Origin of the sequence: Pseudomonas sp. A0308, from assembly GCF_044218815.1 — a bacterium.
GTDB lineage: Bacteria > Pseudomonadota > Gammaproteobacteria > Pseudomonadales > Pseudomonadaceae > Aquipseudomonas > Aquipseudomonas iridis.
Genome location: NZ_CP162581.1, coordinates 2424425 through 2442471, shown reverse-complemented (window position 1 = coordinate 2442471; position 18047 = coordinate 2424425). Strand labels below are relative to the sequence as shown.

General features: G+C 57.5%; 17 protein-coding genes and 1 other RNA gene. 6 read left to right on the top strand and 12 right to left on the bottom strand.

Annotation, left to right across the window (positions count from 1 at the left end; genetic code table 11):
• Positions 1 to 37: 37 nt before the first annotated feature.
• The 9 genes from AB4P92_RS11400 to AB4P92_RS11360 all read right to left on the bottom strand — a co-directional run bounded on the left by AB4P92_RS11400 (position 38) and on the right by AB4P92_RS11360 (position 10460).
• A complete protein-coding gene (locus tag AB4P92_RS11400; RefSeq protein ID WP_395599374.1) occupies positions 38 to 1294 on the bottom strand; it encodes an integrase domain-containing protein in 1257 nt (418 codons plus the stop codon).
• 183 nt (positions 1295 to 1477) lie between these two features.
• Positions 1478 to 1870: a transfer-messenger RNA gene (gene ssrA / locus AB4P92_RS11395) on the bottom strand.
• 96 nt (positions 1871 to 1966) lie between these two features.
• On the bottom strand, positions 1967 to 2242 hold the full coding sequence (locus AB4P92_RS11390) for a hypothetical protein (RefSeq protein ID WP_042557568.1): 276 nt from the start codon (positions 2240 to 2242) through the stop codon (positions 1967 to 1969).
• A gap of 197 nt (positions 2243 to 2439) precedes the next feature.
• Positions 2440 to 2721 (bottom strand): hypothetical protein, encoded by a 282-nt coding sequence (locus tag AB4P92_RS11385; protein ID WP_047299691.1) that lies wholly within the window; start codon positions 2719 to 2721, stop codon positions 2440 to 2442.
• Between the two features lie 129 nt (positions 2722 to 2850).
• Positions 2851 to 5661 carry an FAD-binding and (Fe-S)-binding domain-containing protein gene (locus tag AB4P92_RS11380; RefSeq protein ID WP_042557570.1) on the bottom strand — a complete coding sequence of 937 codons (2811 nt, stop codon included), beginning with the start codon at positions 5659 to 5661 and terminating at the stop codon, positions 2851 to 2853.
• A complete protein-coding gene (locus tag AB4P92_RS11375; protein WP_047299692.1) occupies positions 5658 to 6329 on the bottom strand; it encodes a lactate utilization protein in 672 nt (223 codons plus the stop codon). The genes AB4P92_RS11380 and AB4P92_RS11375 overlap by 4 nt, the downstream gene beginning before the upstream one ends.
• Positions 6329 to 7783: a LutB/LldF family L-lactate oxidation iron-sulfur protein gene (locus AB4P92_RS11370; RefSeq protein WP_210624799.1), complete on the bottom strand. Its 1455-nt coding sequence runs from the start codon at positions 7781 to 7783 to the stop codon at positions 6329 to 6331. Before AB4P92_RS11370 ends, AB4P92_RS11375 begins: the two co-directional genes overlap by 1 nt.
• The gene (locus tag AB4P92_RS11365) at positions 7780 to 8604 is read right to left on the bottom strand and encodes a (Fe-S)-binding protein (protein WP_261736782.1); all 825 of its coding nucleotides are present in this window, start codon (positions 8602 to 8604) and stop codon (positions 7780 to 7782) included. Before AB4P92_RS11365 ends, AB4P92_RS11370 begins: the two co-directional genes overlap by 4 nt.
• Before the next feature lie 161 nt (positions 8605 to 8765).
• A complete protein-coding gene (locus tag AB4P92_RS11360; RefSeq protein WP_047299695.1) occupies positions 8766 to 10460 on the bottom strand; it encodes a lactate permease LctP family transporter in 1695 nt (564 codons plus the stop codon).
• 261 nt (positions 10461 to 10721) lie between these two features.
• Here AB4P92_RS11360 and AB4P92_RS11355 point away from each other — a divergent pair, with 261 nt between their 5' ends.
• Positions 10722 to 11489, top strand: a complete 768-nt coding sequence (locus AB4P92_RS11355) for an FCD domain-containing protein (protein WP_042557575.1) — start codon at positions 10722 to 10724, stop codon at positions 11487 to 11489.
• An 82-nt stretch (positions 11490 to 11571) separates the two neighbouring features.
• On the opposite strand, the gene smpB is transcribed toward AB4P92_RS11355, so the two are convergent.
• Positions 11572 to 12054: an SsrA-binding protein SmpB gene (gene smpB, locus AB4P92_RS11350; protein WP_007900551.1), complete on the bottom strand. Its 483-nt coding sequence runs from the start codon at positions 12052 to 12054 to the stop codon at positions 11572 to 11574.
• Between the two features lie 119 nt (positions 12055 to 12173).
• Here smpB and AB4P92_RS11345 point away from each other — a divergent pair, with 119 nt between their 5' ends.
• From AB4P92_RS11345 to AB4P92_RS11335, 3 genes are read left to right on the top strand one after another with little or no spacing between them, the layout of a single operon-like run.
• Entirely contained in the window at positions 12174 to 13577 is a 1404-nt protein-coding gene (locus AB4P92_RS11345; protein WP_042557576.1) for a sodium-dependent transporter, read from the top strand.
• A gap of 7 nt (positions 13578 to 13584) precedes the next feature.
• The gene (locus AB4P92_RS11340) at positions 13585 to 14019 is read left to right on the top strand and encodes a type II toxin-antitoxin system RatA family toxin (RefSeq protein ID WP_016986510.1); all 435 of its coding nucleotides are present in this window, start codon (positions 13585 to 13587) and stop codon (positions 14017 to 14019) included.
• Positions 14012 to 14326, top strand: a complete 315-nt coding sequence (locus tag AB4P92_RS11335) for an RnfH family protein (RefSeq protein ID WP_395599373.1) — start codon at positions 14012 to 14014, stop codon at positions 14324 to 14326. The genes AB4P92_RS11340 and AB4P92_RS11335 overlap by 8 nt, the downstream gene beginning before the upstream one ends.
• A 60-nt stretch (positions 14327 to 14386) precedes the next feature.
• Here the strand turns inward: AB4P92_RS11335 and AB4P92_RS11330 are convergent, their stop codons facing one another.
• Positions 14387 to 14914, bottom strand: a complete 528-nt coding sequence (locus AB4P92_RS11330; RefSeq protein WP_042557578.1) for an outer membrane protein assembly factor BamE — start codon at positions 14912 to 14914, stop codon at positions 14387 to 14389.
• Between the two features lie 97 nt (positions 14915 to 15011).
• Between AB4P92_RS11330 and fur the strand changes: the two genes are divergently transcribed.
• Positions 15012 to 15416, top strand: a complete 405-nt coding sequence (gene fur / locus AB4P92_RS11325; RefSeq protein WP_016771770.1) for a ferric iron uptake transcriptional regulator — start codon at positions 15012 to 15014, stop codon at positions 15414 to 15416.
• A gap of 75 nt (positions 15417 to 15491) precedes the next feature.
• Here fur and recN read toward each other — a convergent pair whose 3' ends face one another.
• Positions 15492 to 17165 carry a DNA repair protein RecN gene (gene recN / locus AB4P92_RS11320; RefSeq protein WP_210702659.1) on the bottom strand — a complete coding sequence of 558 codons (1674 nt, stop codon included), beginning with the start codon at positions 17163 to 17165 and terminating at the stop codon, positions 15492 to 15494.
• A gap of 241 nt (positions 17166 to 17406) precedes the next feature.
• Between recN and grpE the strand changes: the two genes are divergently transcribed.
• On the top strand, positions 17407 to 17973 hold the full coding sequence (grpE, locus tag AB4P92_RS11315) for a nucleotide exchange factor GrpE (protein WP_042557580.1): 567 nt from the start codon (positions 17407 to 17409) through the stop codon (positions 17971 to 17973).
• Positions 17974 to 18047 lie beyond the last annotated feature (74 nt).

Here is an 18047-nt window from a genome sequence, read left to right as displayed (position 1 = left end):
TGCGTCAGTGGTGAATACGAGACGAGCGTTATTGCGTCTATCTCACCGAGACTACGTTAAGGCCCCTGGCGCTCTGAACGGCTGAAACCGACAAGCTCCCGGTTGCCGCTTGCTGGATGTGTGCACTCCACCAAGCCATCATCGGGCGTCTTCGCTCTATGTAGTCCGCCCGGTTGTAGGCGCTACGGACTTCGTCTTTGTCCACATGCGCAAGCGCGACCTCGATCAGCTCAGCATCCCACCCGTGTTCATTCAAGATGGTGCTCGCCATGGAGCGCATTCCGTGGCTTACGAGTCGCCCCTCAAACCCCATCCGTTTCAGCGCCATGTTGGCGGTCTGGCTGTTGCAATGAGTGCGGGGATTACGGTCGGCGGGAAACACGTATTCCCTGTGTCCGCTGTAGGGCTTGATCGCTTCCAGAAGCGCCAAAGCGTGCTCTGTGAGCGGGATGATGTGTGTGCGGCGTTTCTTCATGCGCTCCGCTGGGATCGTCCAGATCTTCTTACGGAAGTCGATATCAGCCCATCGTGTGGTCGCAGCTTCTGCGGGCCGAGTCATCGTGTGGAGCTGCCATTCGATGAGGCATCGGGTGGTTCTTTTGATGCTGGCGTTGGCAATTGCCACCATGAGTTCATTGAGCTCATCGGGGGGCAATGCCGCCATGTTTTTCTTCTTTGGTTTTTTGAATACCGATCGAATTCCGCTCAGGGGGTTGGCATGAATGAGTCCGTAGTTCACCCCGTAAGTCATGATTTCGTTGAGGCGTTGGGTCAGGCGCTTGACCGTTTCCAAGCTGCCTTTGGTTTCAAGTGGCCTAAGCAACTTGATGACCTGAGGCGCGCTGATTTCAGAAATCGGGGTGGCGTGTAGATCCGGGAAGATGTGCAGCGTGAGCGAGCGCCAGATGTCTTCAGCGTAGGCGGTTGTCACGGAGTCTTTCTTCAGTTCAAACCAGGCTGTCGCGACGTTTTGAAAGGTGTGCTCTGTCGCAGCTTTTTTCGCTTGGCGATCTGCATCGCGTTGCTCTTTCGGGTCCAGTCCTTGGGCAACCAGCTCCCTGGCTTCAATCGTGCGTTTTCGCGCATGAGCCAGGCTGAGTTCCGGGAATGTCCCCAGTCCCATGTTGATCCGTTTCTTGGTCACGGGATGGATGTAGTTGAAATTCCAAAGCCTCGAACCGTTGGTTCGGACTCGTAACTGAAGGCCGTCGCCGTCGGTCAATGTGTAGTCCTTGTCCTTGGGCTTGGCGGCTTTGATTTTCATGTCTGAAAGGCTTGTGGCTCGGGCTCCCATGGGTACTCCAACGCTGTTTGTGTATTCCAAAATTTATCAGTCACGGGCTTGGAATACGTCTTGGAATACATTTCAAAATGGATCTGCATGAAGCGCTGTGGAGCCCAATAGCCCTGAAACCCCCGTATTTACTGGATTCCAGGCACAAAAAAAGACGTCCGTGGACGTCTTTAGATGATGAAGTGGTGGAGCCGGGGGGATTTGAACCCCCGTCCGCCAGTACTCCGCTGTCGGTACTACATGCGTAGCCGTTTCTATTAAGTTAACCCTCAGCGACCCGAAGGGCAGGGTGCTTTGGGCGAGTTGTGTAAGTTTTAGCCGCTTCGTCCACAACGTACTGCACGGCGATTCTGTTCTATATGACAATCATTTTGGGTTTACAGACATCCCCTGATGATTGCTGGACCCGAAGGTACCAGAAGGGAAGGCTAAGGCTGCTTACGCAGCGAGAGCGTATTCCCCGTAGGTTTCGTCATTGGCAACTATAAGAAGTTGCAACAGTGGATTTACGAGTTCTGTTACCAACTCGGCATGCACCTAAAGTTTCGCAACCGGCGTCGAATCCTAAACGGCCCCGAACTCATTGCTCTGTACATCTTGGTGAGCAACAAGCCTGCGCAGTGTACGCCAATCGGCGGACAAGGCCAACCCGAAGGTTGGCCTTCTGGTACGTCATTTATTTTCAGGATTGCGAGTTTGTATTTTGGTGACTACGTTGGAAGTGATCGCAACGCATTCCTTGTCATTCCCGGCTTTTTGAGCCATTTCGGCTTTTTCCCGGGCAGCTTTGATGTTGTCGTCGGTATTTTCCGAAAGAGCCGGCTGGCTGGTTTCGAAGTCCTTGATAATTTGAAGATTCCCGGCACAAAGGTCTTTGTCTGCCGCAAATACCGGCGACGTCAGCAGGGCACCAGCGATGAACAATCCAGCAATTGCAGAATGCTTCATAGGTATCTCCTAGAACGGTTGGTCTCGGTGCTGCCGGGCGGTCTGGCGGCTATTCCGAGGTCGTTACAAGCCTCGTTTGCTTGGGGCTTGATCAATCGACTATAGCTGCGCTCAGGAATTCGGTTTTTTTTTACACATGGTATGAAAAGGTTGGTTCACCAAAACATGTCGATGAGGCCGACCCAGTCGGTCCGTGGTCATTTCTTGGTGTCACCCGTAGACTTCTGGATTTCCAGAAGGGTCTGCTGGGTTTCAACAAGGCACTCGTCTGTTTTGCCTTGGGCCTTGAGAGCCTGTGCTTTGCTGACACTCGCCGAGACGCGCGCATTCAGATCCGGTGACGTCTGGTATTGGGCCTTGGAGTTGTCGATTGTCTGCAAATTCGCATCGCACAAGCTGGACGGTTTGCTATCGGCGAACGAAGTGGACGCCATCATCGAGGCAGTAACGAACAGACCGAACAGTACAGAACGCTTCATGGGAATCTCCTTGCACTGAGGAATCCGGACTTCGCTGACCGTGAGTAGGGTCAACGAAAGAAGGACAGGCCCCGACTGTTCGAGGCCTGTTCTGTGGACTACCGTCCCGCTCAAGGGTTCTGATTTTCTTCAGCAGGCCTTCGCTCGGGTGACCCGATCCACCAGATAAACCAGGCCGTGATAGTCGATCCCGCCATGTTGCGTCAGTCCGATTTCGCACGTCCGGCTCGTGGAAATCCCCTCGCTGCAATGCTGCACCGCGTCCTTGAGTGTGCGCAGCGAGTGGCTGTTCAGTTCCGGCGTGGTAAAGCCCTTGTCCCCCGCGAAACCGCAGCAATGAATGCCTTCCGGAATCACCACGTTCTTACTGCACTTGCGCGCCAGATCAATCAACGCCTGGCTTTCGCCCAAATGCTGAGTGCTGCACGTCACGTGGACGGCGATCGGTGCTTCCTGGGGCGTGAAATCCAGCCGATCGAGCAGATGCGTACGAATGAAACGCACCGGGTCGTACAGATCCAGGCGAACATCTCCCACGTCCTGCACCAACCGCAGCGTGCACGGACTGGTGTCGCAATAAATCGGATCGAGCCCGCCGCGACTGGCGTGGAGCAGCGCGCTGATCAGCTCCTGACGCTTATGCTCGGCCTGTTCGGCATAGCCTTTGGAGGCGAATGGTTGGCCGCAGCAAAGGTTGTCCTGATTGTCGGGGAAGACCACTTGGTAACCGGCCTTTTCCAGCAGTCCACGGGTTTTGTCGTACAGCGACATCTGCTCTTTGTCACCCGCCGCCGGCCCCATGACCCGCGAGACGCACGCAGCCAGATAAACCACTCGAGGGCGTTCGTCCGACACATTCGGACTGAAGCGAATGGCTCTTTCCGGTTGTGGCATCGCGTTCGTCCACAACGGCACTTGGCCCTTGGACAAGCGTGTCAGCGTTGCCGATAACTTCGCCAGACGCGGCGCCCCCAGCAGCATCCGCGCTCCATTCGCCACATGCAGCGTGAAGCGCGCGCCTTGCAGCGTCTTGGCGAAATTTCCTTCGATCCAGTCAGCGGTTTTCTTGTGCGTTGCGTGTCGGCCGCGAAGCTTTTTCACCAGCTCGCCGGTATTGATGCCTACAGGGCAGCGTTGTGCGCAGAGACCCGTTGCGGCGCAGGTCTCGATGCCTTGGTACTCGTAGGCTTTTTCCAGTTCAGTGGTGTCGATCCCAGCGCGTTTTTTCGCCTGAATATCGCGCCATATCACGATGCGCTGGCGCGGGCTCAGGGTCAGGCCTTTCGACGGGCAGACCGGTTCGCAGAAGCCGCACTCGATGCACTTATCGATAATCTCGTCAGCCGCCGGCAGCGGTTTCAGATGCTTGAGGTGGATCTGCGGATCTTCGCTGAGCACCACGTCCGGGTTGAGAATGCCGTTAGGGTCGAGCAGGCGTTTGAGCTGCCACATCAGTTGGTAGGCGTCGCTGCCCCATTCCAGCTCAACAAACGGCGCCATGTTGCGTCCGGTGCCATGTTCGGCCTTGAGCGAGCCGCCGAACTCCACCGCCACCAGTTGCGCGACGTCGTCCATGAACGCTTGATAGCGTGCGACTTCTTCCGGGTTGTTGAAGCCTTGGGTGAAGACGAAGTGAAGATTGCCTTCCAGCGCATGTCCGAAAAGGATCGCCTCGTCGTAGGAATGTTTTTCGAACAGTTCGATCAAGCGGTTTACGCCGATCGCCAGTTGTTCAACCGGGAAGGTCACGTCCTCGATGATCACCGTGGTGCCGGTTTTACGCACGGCGCCGACGGCGGGGAAGGTGTCCTTGCGGATCGCCCAGAGGCGTGCGTTTTCAACGGGGTCTTCGCTGAAGTCGACCTGCTTTTCTACCGGGAAACTGCTGATCGACGCCATGATCTGCGCCAGTTGTTCCTGCAGCAACGTGGAAGAGGCGGCGCGGGATTCGATCAGCAGAGCGCAGGCATTGTTCGACAGCAGCTGTACGAAAGCGGGCATGCCCGGTTTGTCCTGCACGGAGCGCAGGCTGCGTCGATCCAGCAGTTCTACCGCTGACACTGGCTGGCTTTTCAGCACGGTGACCGCGTTGCAGCAGGTTTCCACATCCGGGAATACGATCAGCGCTGAAGCCTTGTGCGGATGATCGATGACGGTGTCGTAAGTCACCGCGCTGATAAAACCGAGTGTGCCTTCGGAGCCGACCAGCAAGTGGCTCAAGATATCCACAGGCTCGTCGAAATCCACCAGGGCGTTGAGCGACAGGCCGGTGGTATTTTTCAGACGATATTTGTGGCGGATTCTGGCAGCCAGTTCGGCATTGGCGCGGGTCTCGCGGCTCAACGTCGCTAAGCGATCAAGCAGATCACCATGGCTTGCACGAAACGCCGCGACGCTGGCGGCGTCTTCAGTATCAAGTCGCGTGCCGTCGGCCAGTACCAAGCGAATGCCTGCCAGCGTGTGATAAGTGTTTTGTGCGGTGCCGCAGCACATGCCGCTGGCGTTGTTGGCGACGATGCCGCCGATTTTGCAGGCGTTGATCGAGGCCGGGTCCGGGCCGATCTTGCGTCCGAATGGCGCCAGCCACGCATTGGCCTGCGCGCCGATCACCCCCGGCTGCAGACGGATTTGTGTGCCTTGGCCACGTATTTCGCGAGCGTTCCAGTTATCCCCAAGCACGATCAGCACCGAATCGCTGATCGCCTGACCGGAGAGACTGGTGCCGGCCGCGCGAAAGGTCACCGGCACATGATCGCGCTGTGCCAATTGCAACAGCTTCACCACTTCATCTTCGGATTCAACGCGTATCACCAGTTGCGGAATCAGTCGATAAAAACTGGCGTCGGTGCCGAAGGCCAATGTCGACAGCGGATCGTCGAAGCGGCGATCCGCCGGAATCAGTTGTTGCGCATCACGCAGAAAATTCGCCGGAAGCGTCATTGGTCCTCCAGGATCAGCACCACGAGGTCTTTCGGGCCGTGGGCGCCGTAGGCCAGCACTTGCTCGATGTCAGCTGTTTTCGACGGGCCGGACACCAGCAACGCGTTGGTCGGCATGCCTTGGGCCCATTGAAGTTCATGTTGCACCTGGTAGAAGTTGTCGCGGATTTCGCTGGCCTTGAGCAGGGCGAAATGTACGGGCGGCACCAGGCTCATCAGGCGCGGTTCTTCGCGGGTTGGCCAGAGAATCAGGCTGCCCGTGGCGGCAATGGCACCCAGGGTGCCGGTAAGACTGGCCGGAGTATCGTTGAACAGCTCGGCTTTCCATTCTTCCATCGGCCGGTCGTAGGATTTCAACGCCGGCAGATCAGGATTGTTCGCCCAGTGTTGGGTGATTTTTGCACCGTGAGGTGTCGTCGGCGCGATCAACAGACTTGGCAACTGACGGTCGTGCAGCAATTGTGCGAGCAGTGCAGGCCATTCCTCATCGCACGTCAGATGGATCTCGGTATGGACCGCCTCCATCAATTTGCGCAATTGCGGAATGCGCTGTTCGGCGCTGTAGGTGTACGGCTGAGTTACCAGTTCTACATCGAAATCGTCGGCAATCGGCGTGGCGCCGATCAGACTTTTGCGCAGTTTGCCGAGGATATTTTGCTTGGCGCTCATCAGCGGTCTCCCTGTTTGGCCAAGTGCTCGCGGGCCATGTCGTGCAGTGAGCGGGCGGCGGGTTTGGGTGCGCTGTGATTCTGCGTCCATGGGCCAACATTGTTTGGCGTGAGGGCGCGCAAGCGCGTGGCGAAAAAGCCGAACAGCCGATACAGCGTTGGCGAGCTATTGAGCTTGGCCCAGGCGTTCCAGATAAAGCGTTCCTTGCGCGAATACTTGCTGCCCTGACCGCGCATCACTTGATGAGGACTGTCCGGGGCTTTGACGTTTTCTTCGCGTAGGCGACGTAGCAGCGCGGGGATAGGAATTTTTACCGGACACACTTCACCGCAGGCACCGCACAGCGAAGACGCACTCGGATGATCCGGCACTTTGGCCAGGCCGACCAAGTGTGGGGTGATGATTTTTCCTATAGGGCCGGGGTAAACCTCCCCATAGGCGTGGCCGCCGATTCGCGTGTAGACCGGGCAATGATTCATACAGGCGCCACAGCGAATGCAGTTCAGGGTCTGACGCAATTCGCTGTCGGCAAAGGCCTGGCTGCGACCGTTGTCGAGAAGCACCAGATGCACTTCTTGCGGGCCGTCGAGTTCATGCTCCTTGCGCGGGCCGGAGATCATGTTGACGTAAGTGGTGATCGGAATGCCCAGCGCCGAGCGGGTCAGCAGCGATAGCAGCGGCACCACGTCGCGCAGATTTTCGACGACTTTTTCGATGCCGGTGACGGCGATGTGCACCGGCGGCACGGTGGTAGTCATCCGGCCGTTGCCTTCGTTTTCCACCAGTAGCAGGGTGCCGGTTTCGGCCACGGCGAAGTTGACGCCGGAAACGCCGATGTCCGCTTCGAAGAATTTCTGCCGCAGGACTCTGCGACCGATCTGAATGAGTTGGTCAACGTCCTTGGTGTATTCCACGCCAAGTTTGTCGTGGAACAAGGACGCGACCTGACCGGCATTCTTGTGGATCGCCGGCATAATAATGTGTGAAGGCTTCTCGTGGTCGAGCTGGACGATGTATTCCCCCATGTCGGACTCCAGACATTCAATGTCTTGAGCCTCGAGGAAATGGTTCATCTCCATCTCTTCGCTGACCATCGATTTGCCCTTGATCACTTGCCGCGCCTCGTGAGCACGGATGATCGATAAGACGATGCCATTGGCCTCGTCCACCGTTTCCGCCCAGTGCACTGTCACACCGTTGCGGGTCAGGTTCTGTTCCAGTTGCTCGAGCAGGTCGGGCAACTTGGAGAGCGCGCGGGCTCTGATCGAGTTGCCCAGTGCGCGCAAATGTTCTCTTTCGTGGGCATCGCCAAAAGCCGCTGCCCGCTTGGTCATCAGTGAATCCATGGCAGTGCGGAAATTGTTCCGTAACTGCGGATCACCCAAGGCGTTGTGCGCCCGGGTGCGGAAATCTTCTTCTACGGCGACCGTAGGAATAATCGCGGAAGTGCTCATTGCGCACCTCCGGTTCGTTGCCACAGGAAACTGGCCAGATGTTGGCCGCGCAACGCTTCCTGTTGTTTCTCCAGCGAGCCGTTGATGTTCATCAAGCAGCCGCAGTCGGCACTCAAAATCCTGTGTGCGCCGGATTCCTTCAACGCCCGGGTCTTGTCAGCCACCATCGCGCCGGAAATGTCTGGCATTCGGACGCTGAATGTCCCGCCGAAGCCACAGCATTCGCTTTCGTGGTCGTGGTTGACCCGTTCCACATTGCTCAACTGCGCCAACAACTCGCGACCGTGCAGGTGGGTGTTCATCTCGCGACGCGCAGAACACGACGTGTGCAGCGCGACTTTTACCGGCTCGCCACCGTCCTTGAGCTGCACTTTGCAGACGAACAGCAGAAACTCTGCCAATTCGTAGGTTCGTGCCCCGAGGGCCTGAACCTGTTTCAAGGTTTCTGGCTCATCCTTGAACAAGTCGGCGTAGTGCTCGCGCAACATGCCAGCGCAGGAGCCCGATGGCACCACCACCGGATAATCCCCGGCGAACAGTGCCAGTTGCGAGCGCGCCACCGTCCGCGCTTGCTCGGTGTAACCGGAGGTGTAGGCCGGTTGTCCGCAGCAACTTTGCCCTTGCGGGTACTCGACCCGAATCCCTTCGCGCTCCAGCAAATGGATCGCGTCCATCCCGGCTTCGGGGTAGAACAGATCAACCACGCACGTCCCGAACAGATAGACCCGCGACGGTTTCTCGCTGGGGTATTGCCGAGGTTCGGGCAGTGGCGGTGCCACGCGGGTCGCGTTCGGCACGGCGTTGTAAAAAAGCTCGCTCATCAGGCGTGTCTCCGGGTTGTCCCGGTTATCCGTCCGCTGAGGCTGCTGAATATAAAGAGTGTTGCTTTCAGCAGCCTTACAGACCGGGTTGTGAATTGCTGACGCCGGAATCACGAACCGGCGTCGGTTATTTCAATGTCGTTTGCAGTCTTCTTTTAGGTTTAGTGCACCAGCATGCCGGTGAGCCAGTAGGCCTGAGCCAGCGTGATCAGACCGACGATCGTTGCAAAGAATAGGCTGTGCTTGAGGGTGAAGCGGAACAGATCCGATTCCTTGCCGACCAGACCGGTCGCGGCGCAGGCCACGGCGATCGATTGTGGCGAGATCATCTTGCCGGTGACGCCGCCGCTGGTGTTTGCCGCGACCAGCAGAGTGTCATTGACGCCGATCTGGTGCGCGGTGGTGGCTTGCAGCGAACTGAAGAGGGCGTTGGACGAGGTGTCGGAACCGGTGAGGAATACACCCAGCCAGCCCAGGAACGGTGAGAAGAACGGGAACGCTGCGCCAGTACCCGCCAGTACCAGAGCCATGGTCGAGGACATGCCGGAATAGTTGGTGACGAACGCGAACGCCAACACCATGCCAATCGACAGAATAGGCCAGCGCAGTTCGTAGAAGGTCTCTTTCAAAGTGGTCAGACCAGTTTTGAAATTGATCTTCAGCACCAGCATCGAGATCAGTGCGGAGAAGAAAATCGCCGTGCCGGTCGCGGAAATCGGATCAAGTTTGAACACGGCTGGAATGGCGGTTGGTGCGGCCACGATGGGTGCAGTCTTGATCACCAATTGATCAAGGTGCGGAATCGCGAAGTTGAACACCCACGCGTACATCGAGCCGCCGGCAGCGAACATTGCTTTGAAAGGCTTGAGCGTCCAGATCGTCACCAGCACGGTGAGGATCAGGAACGGCGACCAGGCGATGAAAATTTCCCAGAGGCTGTAAGGCGAAACCGCGGTGGCGCGCTTCTGGCCGAAACCGCCGACGCTGCCAGTGATGGCGGCGCTGGAAGTCGCGCCGGCGATTTGCGCGCCAGCGGTACGTTTTGGCTGCCAGATTTTCAGGAACAGGGTCAGGGAGATCAGGCTGGCCAGGGCCGAGGTGATGTCCGGCAGTTCCGGGCCGATGAAGTTCGAAGTGAAGTACTGAGTGATGGCAAAGCTAAGGCCCGCCACCAGCGCGGCCGGCCAGGTTTCACGTACGCCGCGCATGCCGTCCATCATGAACACTAGCCAGAACGGCACGAATAGCGACAGCAGCGGTAGCTGGCGACCAGTCATGGCGCCGATTTTGAAGGCGTCGATACCGGTGACTTGGCCGGCCACGATGATCGGAATCCCCAGAGCGCCAAACGCAACCGGCGCGGTGTTGGCGATCAGGCACAGGCCTGCGGCGTACAGCGGGTTGAAGCCCAGGCCTACAAGGAGTGCCGCAGTAATCGCGACCGGCGCACCGAAACCGGCGGCACCTTCCAGGAACGCACCGAAGCAGAAGCCGATCAGCAGCACTTGCAGGCGCTGGTCATCAGTAATCGACAGTACGGAGCTGCGAATAACTTCGAACTGACCACTTTTGACTGTCAGCTTGTACAGGAACACCGCCGCGACAATGATCCAGGCTATCGGCCACAAACCATAGGCGAAGCCATACCCGGCAGCGGCAAACGCCATGTCGACCGGCATCTGGAAGGCGAAAATAGCCACAGCGATGGACAAGGCAAGCGTGATGCTGCCGGCCACATGACCTTTGAGGCGGAACACCGCCAACGCGAGGAAGAAGAAAACGATGGGAATGACGGCCGCGAGAGCGGAAACGCCAAGACTGCCGAGCGGGCTGTAGATCTGTTGCCAGGTTTGCATATGGGGTGGCCCCTAATTGTTGTTGGTCAGGCACTGTCAGCGTTCTTGGTTAATTGGTAAGACCAATTTACAATCGCTGTTGGCTAGGGTAAAAGCCTTGATGTGGGTGTGTCAATTTGTCGCCCTGAAACTTTTGTCGAATGAGCGGTGCAGACGTCATCTGATTCGGTTCGGGCGGTGTCGTCTGGTAGGTGTCGTGATGGCGCCAATAGGCCAGAATAGAGAGCCCGGCGAGCGGTCGGGCTCGTGGAGAAGTGAGTTATGGGGTTTGATCAGATACGTCAGCGCCGTTTGTCTGACGATATTGTCGAGCGGCTCGAGGGGATGATCCTCGAGGGCACGTTGAAGTCCGGTGAGCGGCTGCCGGCTGAGCGCGCGCTGGCTGAGCAGTTCGGGGTTTCACGCCCATCGTTGCGCGAAGCGATTCAGAAACTGGCGGCCAAGGGGTTGCTGGTCAGCAAGCAGGGCGGTGGCAACTACGTGGTGGAATCGCTCGGTTCGACCTTCAGCGATCCGCTGCTGCAACTGCTCGAAAGCAATCCTGAGGCGCAGCGCGATTTGCTGGAGTTCCGGCATACCCTGGAGGCATCGTGCGCCTATTACGCTGCATTGCGCGCAACCGATGTGGATCGCGAACGGCTGACTGCGGCGTTCGAAGAGTTACAGGACTGCTATTCGCGTCATGACGAAGTGAGTCGGGTGGAAGAGGGCGCGGCGGATGCGAAGTTTCATCTGGCGATTGCCGAGGCCAGTCATAACGCGGTGTTGTTGCACACGATTCGCGGTTTGTTTGATTTGCTCAAGCGTAACGTTGTGACCAACATCGGCGGCATGTACAAACAACGCACGGAAACCCGCGACATGCTGATCACCCAGCATCGGGAATTGTATCTGGCGATTATTGAGGGGCGTGCGGAGCAGGCGCGGGAAGTTTCCAGTCGACACATCTTGTATGTGCAGGAAGTGCTGGAAGAGGTGCGGCAGGAAGTTCAGCGCATGGCTCGGGCGGAGCGGCGCAAGGGGATGTGATTTTTAAAGCAAAAAATCGTCCGATCACGGCCCGAGCCTGCGGCGGCCGCGATCGGACGATCTTTGCTTTTTGGGGGGAAGACTAGTCTTCCTTGCCCTTGTTACGCACAGCACGCTGCAACTCACGACCGGCGTCGCGTTCGCGCTCGGTGTCACGCTTGTCGTATTCCTTCTTGCCCTTGCCCAGAGCAATCTCGCACTTGACCATGTGCTTGCTCCAATACCAGGACAGGCATACGCAGGCGTAACCCTTTTGCTGCACTGCCGCGGCGAGCTTTTCCAGCTCTCGGCGGTTGAGCAGCAACTTGCGCGTGCGCGTCGGGTCAGCGATGACGTGGGTGCTGGCGGTCATCAGAGGCGTGATATGACTGCCGAGCAGCCATGCTTCGCCATCCTTGAGCAGCACGTAACTGTCGACCAGTTGCAGCTTGCTTGCCCGCAGACTTTTTACTTCCCAGCCGGCCAGGACCAGACCAGCCTCGAACTTATGCTCGATGAAGTAATCGTGTCGCGCCTTTTTGTTCTGCGCGATGGTCCCTGTTGGGTGTTTCTTCTGTTTAGCCATAGGGGCGGCATTATATGGAGATAAACGGCTGTCGGCTACGGTGATGCTGCGTGCTTGAGCAGGTTGAGTGAATCCCGGACAATGCGGCCTCTTTTTCTAACGCTTGGGCGTGATAAACGATGTCGACAGACAAGGTTTCTGTCCACGGCAGTTGGGCTAGCCGCTGGGTATTCATACTCGCCGCGACCGGTTCGGCCGTGGGACTGGGTAGTATCTGGAAGTTCCCGTACATGGTCGGGGTCTACGGCGGCGGTGCCTTTGTGCTGATGTTTCTGGCATGTATCGCGTTGATCGGGATCCCGGTCATGTTGGCTGAAACCCTGATCGGGCGGCGTGCGCGGCAGAGTCCGGCCAACGCTTTGAAGGTGCTGGCGGTAGAAGCCGGGCATTCGGGCAAGTGGTCGTGGGGCGCGTTCGCCGGGATGATCACGGCGTTGTTGATCCTGTCTTTCTACAGTGTGGTCGGCGGCTGGTCGCTGGATTACATCATCGATATGGGGCGTGGCGACTTTCAAGGTGCCACGGCCGCGCAGGTCGGTGCCTACTTCGGTAATGTGATCGCTGATCCATGGCGCCTGACACTTTGGCACACGATTTTTATGCTGCTTTCAGCGCTGGTGATCGCCAAAGGCGTGGTCGCCGGGCTTGAACGCAGCTTGCGAATCATGATGCCGTTACTGTTTGTGATGATTCTGGTGCTGCTCGGCTACAGCATGACCACTGGGCATTTCATGGAAGGCGTGCATTTCATGTTCGACTTCCACCCGGAAAAAGTCCTCGACGGATTACTCCCGGCGATGGGCCACGCATTCTTTTCGCTAAGCGTGGGCGTCGGTTCGATCATGATCTACGGCGCTTACATGCCGAAGAATTCGTCGCTCTCTGGCACGGTCGTCGGTGTGGCGCTGCTCGATACGTTTGTATCGCTGGTGGCCGGTCTGGCCTTGTTCCCTATCGTGTTTGCCGCGGGCCTGAACCCGAGCGAAGGCCCTGGCCTGATGTTCGTCAGTCTGCCATTTGCCTTTGGTAACGTAGCGTTCGGCCAGTTGATGGGGGTAGTGTTCTTCGTGCTGGTGGCGGTTGCCGCCTGGAGTTCGGCGATTTCCCTGCTGGAGCCGATGGTCGCGTACCTGGTTGAACGCACGAAAATCAGCCGCGCCTGGGTGACATTCTGGTTGGCTTTTACCTGCTGGTTCGTCGGTCTGGGCACGGTGTTTTCCTTCAATATCTGGAAGGAAGCCAAGTTTTTCGTGAACGAAGGCGGGATGTTCCACCTCTATCAATGGGGTGCGGCAAGCGGTCTGGACTTCTTCGGCGTGATCGATTTCTTCACCTCGCGGATCATGTTGCCACTCGGTGGTTTGTGTTTCGTGTTGTTTGCAGGCTGGGTGATGGGCCGTGAAGCAGTGCGCGACGAGTTGTCGATCCGCAATCCGGCGCTGTTCGCCCTGTCCCTGTTCTTGATGCGCTATGTGGCGCCCATCGGCATTCTTGTAGTGTTTGCCGCTCAGCTCTGGAAGTAACGCTTACATGACGACACATATTCAACGATCGGCGCTGCTGCCTTACCCGGCGCAATTTCTCTACGACCTGGTCAATGACGTGGCGCGTTATCCGGAATTTCTGCCGTGGTGCTCGTCTGCCGAGGTGCTGGAGAGCTCGCCTGAGCATATGCGTGCAAGTGTCGGCGTGGCCAAGGGTGGCCTCAGTCAGCATTTCGTGACGCGCAATACGCTGGTGCCGGGGCAATCCATCGAGATGAACCTTGAAGAAGGCCCGTTCAATCAGTTGCACGGCGTCTGGGTATTCAAGGTACTGAACGAGAAGGCCTGCAAGATTAGCCTGGATCTGTCGTTCGACTATGCCGGGCCGTTGGTGCGAGCCACGCTGGGGCCGCTGTTCAATCAGGCTGCGAACACGCTGGTGGATGCATTCTGTCAGCGTGCCAAACAGATGCATGGTTGAGTCGGTGATCGAGATAGAGGTCGTGTATGCGGCCGTTGATCGTCAGGTCTTGCGCGCGGTCAGTGTCCCCGAAGGGGCGACTGTGCGTGATGCCTTGCTCAAGTCCGGGATTGGCGACGAATTCCCTGAGCTTGATCTGGCCGAATGCCCGGTAGGGATCTTCGGCAAAGTAATCGCTGATCCAGAGGTTCGCCTGATTCAGGCGGGGGATCGCATCGAAATTTATCGGCCGTTGCTCGCCGATCCGAAAGAGGTGCGGCGTTTGCGTGCTGCCAAGGCAGCTGAGGCGAAAGCTCGAAATCACTAAGAAGCCAAACGGCAGGCAATAAAAAACCCGGAATTTCCGGGTTTTTTATTGCGTCGCAAATTATTGCGGCGAGGTGTCCAGCGGCTCTGGCGTCGGAACCGGAACGGTTTCTACACCATCGACGTCCTTCTGGATCTGATCCAGCAAGGAACCTGGTTTCACCGGTTTTTCCGGTGTTGGCTTCTCGGCGTTTTCAGCAGGGGCGGTCACGTTGGTGCCACTGTCCTTGCCGAGAATGGCTTCGTCACGGCTTACGCCCGGCATAAAGTCACCGGACAGGCTGACGAGCTGGTCGTTTGAGTTGAAAATAACACTCATGCGTTCCTGCTGACGTTCACCACCACCAGGTTGCAGGCTATACAGATAATCCCAGCGATCGGCATGGAACGTGTCGGCAAGCAGAGGGTTACCCATGATAAACCGTACTTGCGGCCGGGTCATTCCCGGGCGTAACTGGTCTATCATGTCCTGCGTGACGACATTGCCCTGCTGGATGTCGATTTTGTAAACCCCGGGGAATGAACAACCGGCGAGTGCGAGCAGTCCCACAAAGGTGAAACTGGTTAGCAAGAGCTTGGTGTTTTGCATCGGTGGGCGACTTCCACTATCTTGGCTGGGACAACGTAAACGCCGATCATACCCGTATTAAGAGAAGCTGCGAAGCAGCATCGCGAGAAAGCTGACCATGGTTGAAAATAGCGAACTACGCAAAGCTGGCCTCAAAGTGACCCTGCCACGGGTCAAGATCCTGCAAATGCTCGACTCTACAGAGCAGCGTCACATGAGTGCCGAGGACGTCTACAAGGCGTTGATGGAAGCGGGCGAGGACGTCGGTCTGGCCACGGTTTACCGTGTTCTGACCCAGTTCGAAGCCGCTGGCCTGGTGGTCCGTCACAACTTCGACGGCGGCCACGCTGTGTTTGAATTGGCCGACGGTGGCCACCACGACCATATGGTCAACGTGGAGTCCGGTGAAGTGATCGAGTTCTTCGACGAAGAAATCGAAAAGCTTCAGAAGTCGATCGTCGAGAAGCATGGCTTTGAGATGGTTGATCACAATCTGGTGCTGTACGTACGCAAGAAAAAGTAAGCATGTCGCGCGAATTTCAGATTCGCGAAACGAGCGAAGGCGACCCAAGGGTCGCCTTCGTGCTTTCTGCCATTGTTAAACTTTCGCGGTGACGACCATCTTCTTCGCGTGTGCCAAAGACTCTTTGGTCAGATCGATACCGCCCAGCATCCTTGCGACTTCTTCTATACGGTCGTTCTTGCTCAGCTTGGAGACGGCGGTGTGTGTTGCCTCTTCCCCGCGTACCTTGTGTACAAACAGATGCTGATGCCCCTGAGCTGCCACTTGCGGCAAGTGCGTGACGGTCAATACCTGACCGCGCTCACCGAGTCGGCGCAATAACTGGCCGACAATTTCAGCCGTCGGGCCGCCGATGCCCACGTCGACTTCGTCGAACACCAAGGTTGGAACGCGAGAGGTCTGTGCGGTGATCACCTGGATTGCCAGGCTGATTCTTGATAGTTCACCGCCAGATGCTACTTTCGCCAGCGCCTTCAGCGGTTGGCCTGGGTTGGCGCTCACCAGCAATTCGACTTGTTCGAGGCCGTTAGGCAAGAGTTCGTCGCTGCTGTTGGCGCGCAGCTCGATGGTGAATCGACCGCCCGGCATGCCCAGCCGTTGAATCTCCTGTTCCACCGCACTGGCGAGGCTGTCAGCGGCCTGATGGCGCAAATCGCTCAGCTCCCGTGCCTTTTCCTGGTAGTGGCGGGCGTAGGAGGCCAGCTCTTCGCCCAATCGCTCAATGGATTCGTCATTGGCATTGAGCGTTTCGATTTCATCCAGCAGTTTTTGCTGCATTTCACTGACTTCGGTCGGCTGGATCCGATGCTTGCGCGCCAGCGTGTAAATGGCGTCGAGGCGCTCTTCCAGATATTGCAGGCGTGCCGGGTCGGCATCGAAGTTATCGAGGAAGCGATTAAGTTCACCGACAGCCTCTTCGACCTGAATCTGTGCACTGGTCAGCAAACTGCTGGCTTCGCCGAGGGCGCCAACGGAGTTGTTCACGCTCGACAGGCGATTAAGGCTGGCTGTCAACGCATTCAACACATTCCCGGAATCACTTTCGCTGCATTGTTCGACCACTTGCCGGCAAATGCCGAGCAGGGTTTCAGCATTGGTCAGATTCTTGTGTTCCTGCTCCAGCTGTTCGAGTTCGTTATCGCCAAGCCCGAGGTTTTCGAGTTCTTCGAGTTGGTAGCTGAGCAGTTGGTGGCGAGCGCGCTGTTCGTCGCCGGAATTGGAGAGACGCTCCAGCTCCTGGCGAGTCTGACGCCAGCGCTGCGCCGCCAGTTGTACCTGACGGGCTAGGTCGGTCGCCCCTGCGTATTCGTCCAGCAGGCGACGATGAGTATCGGTTTTCAGAAGAGACTGGTGTTCGTGCTGGCTGTGGATATCGATCAGCAATTCGCCAAGGGACTTTAAATCGCCAAGCGGGCAGGGCGTACCGTTGATATAGCCACGAGAGCGTCCTTCCGAAGTGATCACCCGGCGCAGGATGCACGGCCCGTCGATGTCCAGATCGCGCTCGGCCAGCCAGGCGCTGGCTTCGGGGATATCGGCCAGGTCGAAGGTTGCCAGGATATCGGCCTTGTCGGCGCCCGGGCGGACTACGCCGCTGTCGGCACGATCGCCAAGGGTAAGGCCCAGGGCGTCGAGCATGATCGACTTGCCGGCGCCGGTTTCCCCTGTGATCACGCTCATCCCGCGATCAAGTTCAAGATCGAGATGTTCAACGATGGCGTAGTTATGTACGGACAGGTGCACCAGCATAAAGGCCGCTCCCAGGCTTTAGGTCTGGTTATTTATACAGTGTTTTGTTCAGGGCTGACAATGCCCTCGCTTAGGTCGATTCGCTTGAGCAATGCAAATGCTTAGCTCATCGAGGAATGAAAAAAAGCAGCACTTTTTTGTAGGGTTAATGCTTGAGCCCCTTGAAGACTGATTTTGCGGCCCCATATATCGGGGCAGAAGCGCGAGTCGAACTCGCGGACGATATTGAAAGGAGAATTCTATGGCTGACGAACAGACAGTAGATAAGCAAAACCCAGAAGCCAATCAGGCGCCCGAGGGTTCGGGTGACGACCTGGCGACCCGTGTACAAGTGCTCGAAGAGCAGTTGGCCGCCGCGCAGGATCAGTCTCTGCGTGTTGCTGCCGATCTGCAGAACGTCCGTCGTCGTGCCGAGCAGGACGTGGAGAAGGCGCACAAGTTTGCGCTGGAAAAATTCGCCAGCGACCTGCTGCCGATCGTCGACAGCCTGGAGCGCGGCCTCGAGTTGTCGAACCCGGACGACGAAAGCATCCGTCCGATGCGCGAAGGTATCGAGCTGACCCTGAAAATGTTCCACGACACCCTCAAGCGTTATCAGCTTGAAGCGATCGATCCGCATGGCGAACCGTTCAACGCCGTTCAGCATCAGGCAATGGCCATGCAGGAAAGCGCAGACGTCGAGCCGAACAGTGTCCTGAAGGTGTTCCAGAAGGGCTATCAGCTCAACGGTCGCCTGCTGCGCCCGGCCATGGTCGTGGTCAGCAAGGCGCCGGCGCCAGTTTCGCCTTCTATTGATGAGCAGGCTTGAAATTAGCCGCAAGGCCCCCATTTAGAAGTCAAGCGTTTAAGTGCTACCGCAGTCAGCCACCACTGCTGCGGCAT